Origin of the sequence: Vibrio sp. LQ2 (genome assembly GCF_023920125.1) — a bacterium.
GTDB lineage: Bacteria > Pseudomonadota > Gammaproteobacteria > Enterobacterales > Vibrionaceae > Vibrio > Vibrio fluvialis.
On record NZ_CP085308.1, the window covers coordinates 53,624 to 66,237 of the forward strand.

A 12,614-nucleotide genomic window follows, 5' to 3' on the forward strand; every position below is an offset into this window, starting at 1 on the left:
GAATGGACAACGCGTTGGAATTCCTGCTCGATCAGGCTCGGGATAATGAAGATAAAGCGGTGATGGCTCTGAGCAAAGCGCGCAGCGAGCTCGACGGCTACTATCATCAGCTTAAACAGATTGAGCAGTATCGCCTTGAGTACTGCCAACAACTGGTTGAACGTGGTCAGGCGGGGCTCACGGCCAGCCAGTACGGTCACCTCAACCGATTTCTGACTCAGCTCGATGAAACACTGGCGAAGCAGCGCAATGCGGAGCAGCACTTCAAGACTCAGGTTGAGAATTGTGAGCAGCACTGGATGGCCGTACGTAAGCAGCGCCGCTCCTACGAGTGGCTCATCGAGAAAAAGCAGACAGAGAAAGCCCGCCTGCAGGAAAAACGTGAGCAGAAATTAATGGATGAATTTTCGACGCTCAGTTTCAACCGACGTCGCACTGGTTCCAACTTTCGCTGATTCCCGTTGGGATTAATTTGTATTGGCGTGCTTTTTGCAAAAGTACAAGCAGTAAGTTTGAAAACTCTGTGCTACTGGCAGTCTGTGTTGCGGTAGCGTTCTGTGCAGTACGAAATGCGAGCTAGTGAATATGAATGTCAATTCAACCTCTTCAGTCGATAACACCAAAGTCACCAGTGTGGCTAAAGGTGCCACAGGACAAAGTGTTACAGAGGGCGAAGCCGGAGATAACAGCGGGTTCCTGAGTAAACTGTCTGCATTACTGTTCGGCTCGAAATCGAGTGCAGAGGGGAGTGACAGCGAATCTGTGGCAGCGAACAGCAAATCAAGCCAAGCTGGTAAGGCGGTTGAGGCCGAAAATGCAGCTAAAAGCGTCGATGCCGTCCTGCAACAAGGCAACAGCGAATCCGACACCAAAGCAAGCTCTGCCACCGCTGATGGTGAACAATCGGCGACCGAAGTTGCTGAAATTCCAGAGAATTTAAAACTTTTTATTGCCAAAGATGTCAACACCACTGAGCAGGATGTTCAGGCAAAAACGGCGCAGGCGATGAGTGATGGTGATGAACTGCTCGGACGCTTGCAGAAAGCGAATCAGGCACTGGCCAAACATAACGGCAAGACTTTGCCTCATGAGGCGACGGCTACCGAGGAACAAAGTGTTGAGTTGACGACGCAAACAAAGCACTCTGCTGCAGCTAAAGCGGCGCCTGTCGATTCAAGCGAGACCTCGGATCTGCCTGTCTCTGCTCAGTTATCCAACCCTCAGTTTGTGGCAGCAAAATCTGCTCAAGAGGCAGACGTCGCCAAAGATATGGACGTTGAGGCACAATTGCCTCCGGCTGAGAAACCTTTATCTGGCACTGCCCTAGATGATGACACCTTGGCTCCTTCTGTGGATCAACAGGCGAAAGCCGATAAAAACGTGCACGCCATCAGTGACAGCGAACTTGCTGCAATGATGGCTGCGCAGCCTGCCAGCACGCCAGCTTCGCAAACCGCACCCTTGATGGACACTGATGCGATGCCGTTATCACCGATGGAAGCGGCAGCGGTGCCATGGGCCAAAGCCAACGTAGATCAAGCTCAGGCAAGCATGCCGGGTGGACCGCTGTCGGCCGATTTCACTGATACCGATCTCGCTGCCAAAGCAAAACCGGCATTACAGGCGCAGATCGCCATGGCCGCTCAACATGGGGCGACTGCGCAGCAGCCTCTGCATCAACTGCAGCCAGCTCAACAAGCGGTCACTCAAGCGCAATCAGCACTCAGCGCCGATGTTGCGGGACAACCTTTAAATCAGGCGCAGAATGCTTCCCCGCTTAATCCGGCGGCGGCACAATTTAACCCGATGTTGACGCCGGAGATGATGGCCAAAACCGAAGCCTTCAACCCGGCAGCATTGAAAGCCGCGTTAGGTGCCAAAGGTTTGGGTGGCATCGAAGAGCTGCGTGGAGCACACGGCAGTGATGGCCAATTGGCGCATCAGGTGGCGGCGGCTGCAGGTCAGCAAGGCTTGAGCGCGACTCAAACCTTGCGTGCCGACCAGATGCAACCTCAGCAATCGGCTCCTTTGCATCTCAGCAAGGAGATGAGCGCCGATGATATGGCAGAGCGCGTTCAGGTCATGATGTCGAAAAACCTTAAGCATGTGGATATTCGCTTGGATCCGCCTGAACTCGGTCGTTTACACATTCGCATGAACATGCATGGTGATGGTGCCAGCGTGCAGTTTACCGTATCCAACCAGCAGGCGCGTGATGCGCTGGAACACTCGATGCCAAGGCTGAGAGAGATGCTCGCCCAACAAGGCGTACAGCTGGCGGATACCTCTGTTCAACAACAGAACTCGGGACAGCAGCAGCGCTACGCCGCAGGTGGCGGAGGTCAGAGTGGTCAAACCGCAGGCAATGAACACTTTGGCGGTGAAGAAAATCTTGATACAGACGTCAAACTTGATTTGAATGTGGCATCAAAGCGTGATGGAATCAGTTATTACGCTTAAACTAAATAGAAAATAACGACATAGAGTAAGTTATGGCTGTTGAAGAACTCCCACAAGAAGCCCCGAAGAGCAAAAAGAAGATGTTGGTTATTATCATCGCAGCCGTGGTGTTATTGCTTGGCGGAGGCGGTGCTGCATTCTTTCTGATGGGCTCAGACAGCAGTGAAAATGCTCCGGCGGAAGCGGCTCAGGAAGCGGTAGTGCCGGTTGATCCGGTATCTTACGTCAACATTGCCCAACCGTTTGTCTTTAATGTCAGTGGTGATACTCGCGATCGGATGGTGCAGATTAAAGTGCAACTCATGGTACGTGGCAGCAAAAATGAAGATTTAGCTCGTTACCATTCGCCATTGGTTGAAAGCACTTTGTTGGGGACGTTTGCCTCAGCAACGGTTGAGCAGCTGCGCAGCACCACAGGCCGTATTGAACTGCGCGATAAAGCCACTGACGACATTAAGGCGGCGATGACCAAAGTCGTGGGGCAGCCTGTGATTGAACGGGTGTTGTTTACCGATTTTGTAATGCAATAGGTGAAACGTGACTGATTTATTAAGCCAAGACGAAATCGACGCGCTGCTCCACGGGGTAGACAGCGTCGATGAAGCCGAAGAAGAGTTAGATACTTCAGACACCAGTGCCGTCTCGTTTGACTTCTCGTCGCAGGATCGGATCGTCCGTGGTCGAATGCCGACCCTGGAGCTGATCAACGAACGTTTTGCCCGGCACATGCGTATCAGCCTGTTCAACATGCTGCGCAAAACCGCTGAAGTGTCGATCAACGGCGTACAGATGATGAAGTTCGGTGAATATCAGAACACGCTGTACGTCCCAACCAGCTTGAACATGGTGCGTTTCCGTCCGCTGAAAGGCACCGCGCTGGTGACGATGGAAGCGCGTCTGGTGTTCATTTTGGTGGAAAACTTTTTTGGTGGCGATGGTCGCTACCACGCTCGGATTGAAGGGCGCGAATTCACGCCAACCGAACGCCGCGTGATTCAGTTGCTGCTGAAGATTGTGTTTGGCGACTACAAAGACGCTTGGGCGCCGGTGATGGGGGTCGAATTTGAGTACCTCGATTCGGAAGTGAACCCGAGCATGGCGAACATCGTCAGTCCGACCGAAGTGATCGTGGTCAGTTCGTTCCATATTGAAGTGGACGGTGGCGGTGGTGATTTCCACATCGTCATGCCGTATTCCATGGTTGAACCGATCCGTGAACTGCTCGATGCGGGTGTTCAGTCGGACAAGATGGAAACCGACGTGCGCTGGAGCTCGGCGCTGCGTGAAGAGATCATGGATGTGCCGGTCAACTTCCGCGTTAACCTGTTGGAACAGGATCTCGCGTTGCGTGACCTGATGGAGCTGCAAGTCGGCGACATCATTCCAATTAAAATGCCCGAACATGCCACCATGTTCGTTGAAGAATTACCGACGTTCCGCGTAAAAATGGGACGTTCCGGAGAAAAACTGGCGGTTCAGGTCTCCGAAAAAATCAGACGCCCTGATGTGGTGAAAACCGACCTCGCGTTCCTTGGCAAAGACATAATTGCCGAACTGGACAACGACGAGGATGAAGACGAAGAAACGGTAGAATAAAAAACTATAGGTAGCAAAGATGTCAAAATCAGATGATCAAAGGCTTGCAGACGAGTGGGCAGCGGCGCTGGGTGAAGACCCCAATGCACCGGACATCGATGTCGATGAAGTTCTGGCCGCACCACTGGATGAACTGAAAGACACCACGAAACCCATCTCAGATGATGAGCGCCGTAAACTCGATACCATTATGGATATTCCGGTTACCATTTCCATGGAAGTAGGTCGCTCGAAAATCAGTATCCGTAACCTGCTGCAATTGAACCAAGGTTCGGTGGTGGAGTTGGATCGCATTGCGGGCGAATCGCTGGACGTGATGGTTAACGGTACCTTGATTGCTCACGGCGAAGTGGTGGTGGTCAACGATAAATTTGGTATTCGTCTCACTGACGTTATCAGCCAGACTGAACGCATTAAGAAACTGAGATAGCTTATGAACAAGTTCATAGGCTTAGCTCTGGTTTCCACGCCAGCGTTGGCGGTGGAAAATTCACAGTTGGACTTAGCGACCACATTCGGGTCGCTTTTGTTCGTTATTGCGCTCATCCTTTTCATGGCCTGGTTACTCAAGCGGATGCGAGTTCCGGCCTTTGGTCATCAAAAGGGATTGAACGTGGTTCGTCAGTTACCAGTCGGCACCAAAGAACGCGTTATGATCGTTCAGGCCGGAGAAGAACAATTTCTGATTGGTGTGACCTCGCAGTCCATTCAACTGATCTCAAAACTGGAAACGCCACTCAAGCAGGAGGAGCTGGAGTCAACGCCTTTCTCAAATCAATTGGCTCAGCTACTGAAAAAGCATGATAAAAAAACGTCTGAGTAATGCGCTGTCGGTGTTGACGCACCGCTTGGCGATAATGATGTGGTTGAGCGCGCTGCTGTTTGCGCCGCTGGCCAGTGCGCAGCAGGAACTGGAAACGCCGATCCCGGCTACCGCCGCCAGTGCAGAAAACATGTCGGTCTCTGCGATGGAAAAAGAGCAGGGTAATTCACGCACCATGGCATTGGGGAGCAGCAGTGGCGGAGGCGGTATTCCGGCCTTTACCATGACCACCAACCCAAATGGTGGCCAAGACTATTCGGTAAACCTGCAGATTCTCGCGTTGATGACCATGCTGGGTTTCCTGCCTGCCATGGTCATTCTGATGACGTCATTTACCCGCATTGTGGTGGTAATGTCGATTCTGCGTCAGGCGATGGGTTTGCAGCAGACGCCATCAAACCAGGTTATTATCGGTATAGCGATATTCCTGACCTTTTTCATTATGTCGCCAGTGCTGAATAAGATTAATGATCAGGCGATTCAGCCGTATCTGAATGAGCAGATCTCTGCTCGTCAGGCCTTTGACCTTGCTCAGGAACCAATGAAAGCGTTCATGCTTAAGCAGACGCGAGTGAAAGATCTCGAGACGTTCGTTAACATTTCCGGTTCTGATGTGAAGAACCCGGAAGATGTTTCGATGGCGGTCCTGATTCCGGCCTTCATTACGTCGGAGCTGAAAACGGCGTTCCAGATTGGTTTTATGTTGTTCCTGCCGTTTTTGATTATCGACCTGGTGGTTGCCTCGGTGTTGATGGCGATGGGTATGATGATGCTCTCGCCGATGATTGTCTCATTGCCATTTAAGCTGATGCTGTTTGTGCTGGTGGATGGATGGAACCTCATCCTTTCGACCCTGGCCGGCAGTTTTGCCATGTAGCGGGAGAAGCACATGACCCCTGAAGTCTTTGTTGAACTGTTCCGTAATGCACTGTGGATGGTGCTGATCATGGTGTGTGCCATTATCGTTCCAAGCTTGTTGATTGGTTTGGTGGTGGCGGTGTTTCAGGCGGCAACTTCAATCAACGAACAGACGCTGAGCTTTCTGCCACGTCTGATTGTCACACTGTTGGCGCTCATGCTGTTTGCCCACTGGATGACGCAGATGATGATGGAATTCTTCTTCTCCATGGTCGAGCGTATACCTCAGGTGCTGTATTAGGGCGGCTTATGGAGTACCCAACCAGCGTCGTCCTCGACTTCATCGCCAACTACTTCTGGCCTTATGCCCGCATCTCCGCCATGTTGATGGTGATGTCGGTCACCGGTGCACGCTTTGTCTCTACCCGCATCCGCCTCTATCTGGGGTTGGCGATCACGCTGGCTGTGATGCCTGCGATTCCGCAAGTGCCTGAAGATCTTGAACTGCTGTCGTTTAACGGTTTCCTGACCACGCTCAATCAACTCATTATCGGGGTGGCGATGGGCATGGTGACGCAGTTTATGATTCAAACCTTCGTTATGCTTGGTCAGATTCTCGGTATGCAGTCGAGTCTGGGGTTTGCGTCCATGGTTGACCCGGCCAACGGACAAAACACGCCGCTGCTGGGCCAGTTGTTTATGTTTCTGGCCACGCTGTTTTTCCTTGCCAGTGATGGTCACCTTAAGATGATTCATCTGCTGGTGCTGAGCTTCAAGAGCTTGCCGATTGGTACCGGAACGCTGACGGCAGTCGATTTTCGCGAACTCTCACTGTGGCTCGGTATCATGTTTAAGGTCGCGCTGAGTATGTCGCTGTCCGGCATTGTCGCGCTGCTCACCGTTAACTTGTCGTTTGGTGTGATGACGCGTGCTGCGCCGCAATTGAATATATTCTCACTGGGTTTTGCGTTTGCGCTGCTGGTTGGCCTGCTGCTGTGTTGGTACATCATCAGCGGACTCTATACGCACTATGAGCTATTCTGGACAGAGGGCGAGCAGCAAGTGTGCCGCCTGATACGTCTCGATTGTTGACGCGTTTAGGAGGCTGAATTGGCAGAATCAGACGGACAAGAAAGGACCGAAGAGGCCACGCCCCGAAGGTTGCAACAGGCTCGGGAAAAGGGTCAGGTTGCGCGTTCGAAGGAGTTGGCGTCGGTCTCAGTATTGGTGGTGGGCGCATTGTCACTGATGTGGTTCGGTGACGCACTGGCGCGCGGGCTGTATTCGGCCATGGGCCGCCTGTTCAACCTGAGTCGCGAAGAGATCTTCGACGTCAACAAGCTGTTCGATATCGTCTCCGGTGCGATGGTGAATTTACTGCTGCCGCTGCTGCTGATTCTGATTACCCTGTTTATTGCGGCGCTGATTGGTGCGGCAGGGGTGGGCGGCGTCAGTTTCTCTGCGGAAGCGGCGATGCCCAAGCTGTCGAAAATGAACCCGCTCAGCGGCCTTAAGCGAATGTTCGGCTTACAAAGCTGGGTGGAACTGCTGAAATCCATTCTCAAAGTACTGCTGGTGGCGGGCGTGGCGTTTTATCTGATTGAAGCGTCAAAGGAAGATCTGTTTCAGCTCAGTCTGGATATCTTCCCGCAAAACATCTTTCACGCGCTGGATATCCTGCTTAACTTCGTCTTGCTGATTAGCTGCTCACTGTTGGTGGTGGTGGCGATCGACGTGCCGTTTCAGATCTGGCAACACGCCAACCAACTGAAAATGACCAAACAGGAAGTGAAAGACGAATACAAAGACACCGAAGGTAAGCCGGAAGTCAAAGGCCGGATTCGTATGCTGCAACGAGAAGCGGCGCAGCGTCGTATGATGGCGGATGTGCCGCAGGCCGATGTCATCATCACCAACCCGGATCACTTCTCGGTCGCCTTGCGCTACAAACAAAATAGCGACAGAGCACCGGTCGTGGTGGCCAAAGGTATAGACCATCTGGCACTGAAGATTCGCGAAGTGGCCCGCGAACACGAAATCATGATTGTCCCCGCACCGCCGCTCGCTCGCGCGTTGTATCACACCACCGAATTGGAGCAGGAAATTCCGGACGGTTTGTTTGTCGCGGTGGCTCAGGTGCTGGCGTACGTGTTCCAGTTGAAACAATACCGCCGTAAAGGTGGTCAGCGTCCGCATCTCAAAGAAGAGAATATGCCGATTCCGCCGGATATGCGCTACTAACGCCATCAACGACAACGCCCCAAACTTGGGGCGTTGTGTTATTTCTCCGGGATCGACAGCAGCACCAGCAGGGCACCATCACCGCCAAACTCGAGTGGAGCTTGGTGGAATGCCAGCACATCCGGATGCTGCGCCAGCCAAAGCGGCACTTTCTGTTTAAGAATGTGCTTGCCGATGCCGTGCTGCACGCAGGCACAATGCACGCCTTCTTTAATGCAGTAGGCGATCATCGCGCCCAGTTCACGTTTGGCTTCCTGTTGCGTCATGCCGTGCATATCAAGGAATACGTCCGGCACGTACACGCCACGACGTAATCTTTTTACTTCATACTTCGATACATCTCCGCGCGCATAGCGTGTCGGCCCTTCATCGCTCAATACCGGAACAAACTCATCTGAAAAATAGAAGTCGTTGTCGCTCGCTTCACGTGCGCTACGGCGGATTTCTTTTTGTTTGGGGTTTCTGTTTGGCTGCTGGATTATGGTATCCTGCGAAAACTTTTTAACGCCCTTTACTGCATCCTGAAATAAAGCGAAATCGTCATCAGCATCGAATTCATGATCGTCGTTGAAATCGGTGTCTTTTTTGCTCATTAGGGAATAGATATTCTGTTGTTAATCGGAATTGGCAGTATTGTAGCGCTTTTCGGAGGCAATTTTGGATAAGATTTTTGTAGATGAAGCGGTTTCTGAGCTGCATACGCTTCAAGATATGATTCGTTGGACGGTTAGCCGCTTTAATGCTGCGAATTTATTTTACGGTCACGGCACCGATAACGCATGGGATGAAGCGGTTCAACTGATCCTGCCAACTCTGTATTTGCCGATTGACGTGCCTCCTCATGTGTTGAACTCTCGTTTGACCAGCAGCGAACGCCTGCGCGTGGTTGAACGTGTCATTAAGCGAATCAAAGACCGCACACCAGTGGCTTACCTGACGAACAAAGCTTGGTTCTGTGGCCTGGAATTCTTCGTTGATGAGCGTGTGCTGGTGCCGCGTTCACCGATTGGCGAACTGATTCAAGCTCAGTTTGAACCTTGGCTGGTGAATGAACCTAGCCGCATCATGGACCTTTGTACCGGAAGTGGCTGTATCGCGATTGCGTGTGCGCACGCTTTCCCGGATGCGGAAGTCGACGCGATTGATATTTCCGCCGATGCGCTGCAGGTCGCAGAGCAGAACATTCAGGACCATGGTCTGGAGCAGCAAGTCTTTCCGATTCGTTCGGATCTGTTCCGTGATCTGCCTAAAGAGCAGTACGACATCATCGTGACGAACCCGCCGTATGTGGATCAGGAAGACATGAACAGCCTGCCGGATGAGTTCAAGCATGAGCCTGAACTGGGTCTGGCTGCGGGTACTGACGGCCTGAAACTGGTGCGACGCATTCTGGCGAACGCGCCACACTATCTGACTAAAAAAGGTATTCTGGTGTGTGAAGTGGGTAACTCAATGATTCACCTGATGGATCAATACCCGCATATTCCATTTACCTGGCTGGAGTTCGAGAACGGCGGTCACGGCGTGTTCCTGCTGACCCGCGAACAGCTGGTTGAGTGTGCGAGCGATTTCTCGCTCTACCGCGACTAAGTAAACAGACGGTAAAGCCGGCCACTGTGCCGGCTTTTTTGTACCTCGCGAAATTGTTCGATTTTGGGGCTTTACATCATTTCGTAATAAAGCGACTATGAATCCACGAAGAATTGTAATGTGTACCGTGAGCCAAACGTTCAGGCTTGCGGAAACCTAATTTGAGGAAGTAATGGCAGGAAACAGTATCGGACAACATTTCCGAGTGACGACATTCGGAGAAAGTCACGGTATCGCACTGGGATGTATCGTTGACGGTTGCCCTCCGGGCTTAGAGATCAGTGAAGCAGATTTGCAGGTGGATTTGGATCGCCGCCGTCCTGGCACGTCACGCTATACCACACAGCGTCGTGAGCCGGATGAAGTGAAAATCCTATCGGGTGTGTTTGAAGGTAAAACCACAGGCACGTCAATTGGTCTGCTGATTGAAAACACCGATCAACGCTCCAAAGATTATTCCGACATTAAAGACAAGTTCCGTCCGGGTCATGCGGACTACACCTACCATCAGAAATACGGCATTCGTGATTACCGTGGCGGCGGCCGTTCGTCGGCGCGTGAAACTGCGATGCGCGTGGCGGCTGGCGGCATTGCCAAGAAATACCTCAAGCAGGAATTCGGCGTTGAGATTCGCGCTTATCTGTCACAGATGGGCGATGTGTCGATCGACAAAGTGGACTGGAATGAGATCGACAACAACGCGTTCTTTTGTCCGGATGTAGATAAAGTTGACGCGTTTGACCAACTGATCCGTGACCTGAAAAAAGAAGGTGATTCGATTGGTGCCAAGATTCAGGTTGTGGCAACCAATGTGCCTGTGGGTCTCGGTGAGCCAGTGTTTGATCGTCTGGATGCCGATATCGCTCACGCACTGATGAGCATCAACGCGGTAAAAGGCGTGGAAATCGGTGACGGTTTTGATGTGGTGAATCAGAAAGGTAGCCAGCATCGTGACCCTCTGACCCCGGAAGGCTTTGCCAGCAATCATGCCGGCGGCATTCTTGGCGGTATTTCAACGGGGCAGGATGTAGTGGCAAACATTGCCCTTAAACCAACATCAAGCATCACGGTTCCCGGTGATACGATTACTCGCACTGGTGAAGCGACTCAGTTGATCACCAAAGGTCGTCATGATCCGTGTGTGGGTATTCGTGCGGTGCCCATCGCTGAAGCGATGCTGGCGATCGTGCTGCTGGATCATCTGCTGCGTCACCGTGGCCAGAACCACGGTGTACACACCGAAACACCAGTGATTTAATCATTACTGTTTAATTTGGGAGGTAGCCGCTTAGCCAGCTCCTCCCAGATTGTCGTTGCCGCCCGGCTACGACTGGAGCGCCCAATGCAGAGCAGTTGAATCGGCTCTTGCTCCGCAGGCACAAACTCCTTAAGTACTTCAACCAAATCTCCCTTTGCCAGCCATGGCCGTAACAACGTCAGATCGGCATAGATAACCCCGTTATCCAGCATGGCGAGATCGATCAAACTTCGTACGTCATCCGTCGCCAGACTTGCAGGTACGGCAACAGAAACCACCGTATCCTCACCTTTTTCCTGAAACGACCAGTGGTCGTGAGCACCACTACGTGGTTTAAAAACAAGACATTGATGCTTCGTCAGTTGTTCAGGATGAGTAGGTACACCAAAGCGGCTGAGATAGCCGGGGCTGGCGGCGAAACAACGTCGCTTGTGTCCTATTTTCTTGGCGACCTGCTGTGAATCCGGCAGGTGTCCGACGCGAATGGCGATATCGATTTGTTGGTCAATCAGATCGGTAAAGTTGTCGTCGAAATTCAGTTCAAGCGTAATGTTGGGATACAACTGGCGCAGCGCATGAATCTCAGGAATGACCACTTGCTGGCCAAACAGGGTCGCACAACTGATTTTTACCGTGCCCGATGGGGCAGAGCTGGCGCTGTCAATCAGAGCGTCAATGTCTCCAAGCAAGGAGGGTAGCCCATGGCTGAGCTCCAGCAATTCTTGGCCGAGTTCGGTGAGACGCAATTGCCGCGTCGTCCGATGCAGCACCGGTTGGCCTAACAGCTCTTCGAGTTGGACGATTTTCTTGCTGACTGACGAACGTGGAAGGCGTAATTGCTGAGCCGCTCGTTGAAAGCTACCTTGCTCAATCACTTGATGTAGCAAAGGAAGCAGATTCAGAATACGTTGGTTGATGTTCATAAGTTCTCTTTTGGAAACTTTGAGTTGAATTATTGGTGCCTTATTGGAATGTATAAAAGCGCATATTCTAGTCGCTGTCCACTAAGGAGAGCTTATGAAACAGAAAACGTATTTGGTTACCGGTGGTAGCGCCGGAATTGGCTTAGCGACAACCCGAGCGCTCCTGGAGCAGGGAGATCGCGTCATTATCACGGGAAGAAGCGCAGAAAAGTTGGCTGAGGTAGCCCAGTCACTCTCCGGAGATTTGCACTGGGTGGTCGCAGACAACGGTAAACTGTCTGATATTCAGGCTCTGGGGGACATGTTGCAACGAGAAAGCTGGCTACTGGATGGCGCGGTATTAAATGCTGGCGTGTATCAGCCCAACATCATCGGCGAATCCAGCGAAGAAGCGTTTGATCACACCTTTGATATCAACGTCAAAGGGACTTTCTTTACGATTCAGGCACTGCTGCCTGTATTAAACCATGGTGCGAGCCTGGTGGTGATCTCAAGTCTGGTGGTGGAAAAAGCGTTTGCGCACTCCAGTTTCTATATGGCCAGCAAATCGGCACTTGAAGGCTTGATGGCCGGAATGAGCCTCGATCTGGCAGACAGAGGGATTCGCATCAACTCGGTACAACCGGGAGTGACAGCCACCGAAATTCAAGGTAAATCGGGGATGGACGATACACAAATTGCCGAATTGCATCAGTGGATGGCATCGACGCCGCTAGGGCGTATCTTGATGCCGGAAGATATCGTGCCGTCGATTCGCTTTTTACTCAGTGACGGTTCACTGGGTATGCGCCATGCTAAACTGCTGATTGATGCCGGAATGAATCTGTAAATAAAACGCCCTCAAATGAGGGCGTTTTTATCGTTC

15 protein-coding genes are annotated in these 12,614 nt (G+C 52.0%); 13 read left to right on the plus strand and 2 right to left on the minus strand.

What is annotated here, in order from left to right; all coding sequences use genetic code 11:
• Positions 1-2 precede the first annotated feature (2 nt).
• From fliJ to flhB, 10 genes are all read left to right on the plus strand, one after another.
• Entirely contained in the window at positions 3-455 is a 453-nt protein-coding gene (fliJ, locus tag LGV68_RS00330) for a flagellar export protein FliJ (RefSeq protein WP_020331173.1), read from the plus strand.
• Positions 456-585: 130 nt separating this feature from the next.
• The gene (locus LGV68_RS00335; RefSeq protein WP_252536027.1) at positions 586-2,460 is read left to right on the plus strand and encodes a flagellar hook-length control protein FliK; all 1,875 of its coding nucleotides are present in this window, start codon (positions 586-588) and stop codon (positions 2,458-2,460) included.
• Between the two features lie 32 nt (positions 2,461-2,492).
• Positions 2,493-2,990, plus strand: coding sequence for a flagellar basal body-associated protein FliL (fliL, locus tag LGV68_RS00340; protein ID WP_252536028.1), 498 nt, complete (start codon positions 2,493-2,495; stop codon positions 2,988-2,990).
• Positions 2,991-2,997: 7 nt separating this feature from the next.
• Positions 2,998-4,056: a flagellar motor switch protein FliM gene (gene fliM, locus LGV68_RS00345; RefSeq protein WP_020331176.1), complete on the plus strand. Its 1,059-nt coding sequence runs from the start codon at positions 2,998-3,000 to the stop codon at positions 4,054-4,056.
• A 19-nt stretch (positions 4,057-4,075) separates the two neighbouring features.
• Complete coding sequence (fliN, locus tag LGV68_RS00350) at positions 4,076-4,486, plus strand: flagellar motor switch protein FliN (RefSeq protein WP_020331177.1); 411 nt, start codon at positions 4,076-4,078, stop codon at positions 4,484-4,486.
• 3 nt (positions 4,487-4,489) lie between these two features.
• A complete protein-coding gene (gene fliO / locus LGV68_RS00355; RefSeq protein WP_020430693.1) occupies positions 4,490-4,879 on the plus strand; it encodes a flagellar biosynthetic protein FliO in 390 nt (129 codons plus the stop codon).
• A 37-nt stretch (positions 4,880-4,916) separates the two neighbouring features.
• Positions 4,917-5,756, plus strand: coding sequence for a flagellar type III secretion system pore protein FliP (fliP, locus tag LGV68_RS00360; protein WP_252536798.1), 840 nt, complete (start codon positions 4,917-4,919; stop codon positions 5,754-5,756).
• Between the two features lie 12 nt (positions 5,757-5,768).
• On the plus strand, positions 5,769-6,038 hold the full coding sequence (fliQ, locus tag LGV68_RS00365; RefSeq protein WP_020331180.1) for a flagellar biosynthesis protein FliQ: 270 nt from the start codon (positions 5,769-5,771) through the stop codon (positions 6,036-6,038).
• A gap of 8 nt (positions 6,039-6,046) precedes the next feature.
• Complete coding sequence (gene fliR / locus LGV68_RS00370) at positions 6,047-6,829, plus strand: flagellar biosynthetic protein FliR (RefSeq protein WP_020331181.1); 783 nt, start codon at positions 6,047-6,049, stop codon at positions 6,827-6,829.
• Between the two features lie 18 nt (positions 6,830-6,847).
• Complete coding sequence (gene flhB, locus LGV68_RS00375; protein ID WP_038128931.1) at positions 6,848-7,978, plus strand: flagellar biosynthesis protein FlhB; 1,131 nt, start codon at positions 6,848-6,850, stop codon at positions 7,976-7,978.
• Between the two features lie 38 nt (positions 7,979-8,016).
• Here flhB and smrB read toward each other — a convergent pair whose 3' ends face one another.
• Positions 8,017-8,571 carry an endonuclease SmrB gene (gene smrB / locus LGV68_RS00380; RefSeq protein WP_020331184.1) on the minus strand — a complete coding sequence of 185 codons (555 nt, stop codon included), beginning with the start codon at positions 8,569-8,571 and terminating at the stop codon, positions 8,017-8,019.
• Positions 8,572-8,635: 64 nt separating this feature from the next.
• On the opposite strand from smrB, the gene prmB reads away from it, so the two are divergent.
• Both prmB and aroC read left to right on the plus strand, forming a co-directional pair.
• Positions 8,636-9,568, plus strand: a complete 933-nt coding sequence (gene prmB, locus LGV68_RS00385; protein WP_252536029.1) for a 50S ribosomal protein L3 N(5)-glutamine methyltransferase — start codon at positions 8,636-8,638, stop codon at positions 9,566-9,568.
• Positions 9,569-9,740: 172 nt separating this feature from the next.
• Positions 9,741-10,826 carry a chorismate synthase gene (gene aroC, locus LGV68_RS00390; RefSeq protein ID WP_020430698.1) on the plus strand — a complete coding sequence of 362 codons (1,086 nt, stop codon included), beginning with the start codon at positions 9,741-9,743 and terminating at the stop codon, positions 10,824-10,826.
• Here the strand turns inward: aroC and LGV68_RS00395 are convergent.
• A complete protein-coding gene (locus LGV68_RS00395; RefSeq protein ID WP_222726405.1) occupies positions 10,823-11,749 on the minus strand; it encodes a LysR family transcriptional regulator in 927 nt (308 codons plus the stop codon). The two genes, aroC and LGV68_RS00395, sit on opposite strands and share 4 nt — an antisense overlap.
• A 94-nt stretch (positions 11,750-11,843) precedes the next feature.
• On the opposite strand from LGV68_RS00395, the gene LGV68_RS00400 reads away from it, so the two are divergent.
• Entirely contained in the window at positions 11,844-12,578 is a 735-nt protein-coding gene (locus LGV68_RS00400; RefSeq protein ID WP_202651124.1) for an SDR family oxidoreductase, read from the plus strand.
• Positions 12,579-12,614 lie beyond the last annotated feature (36 nt).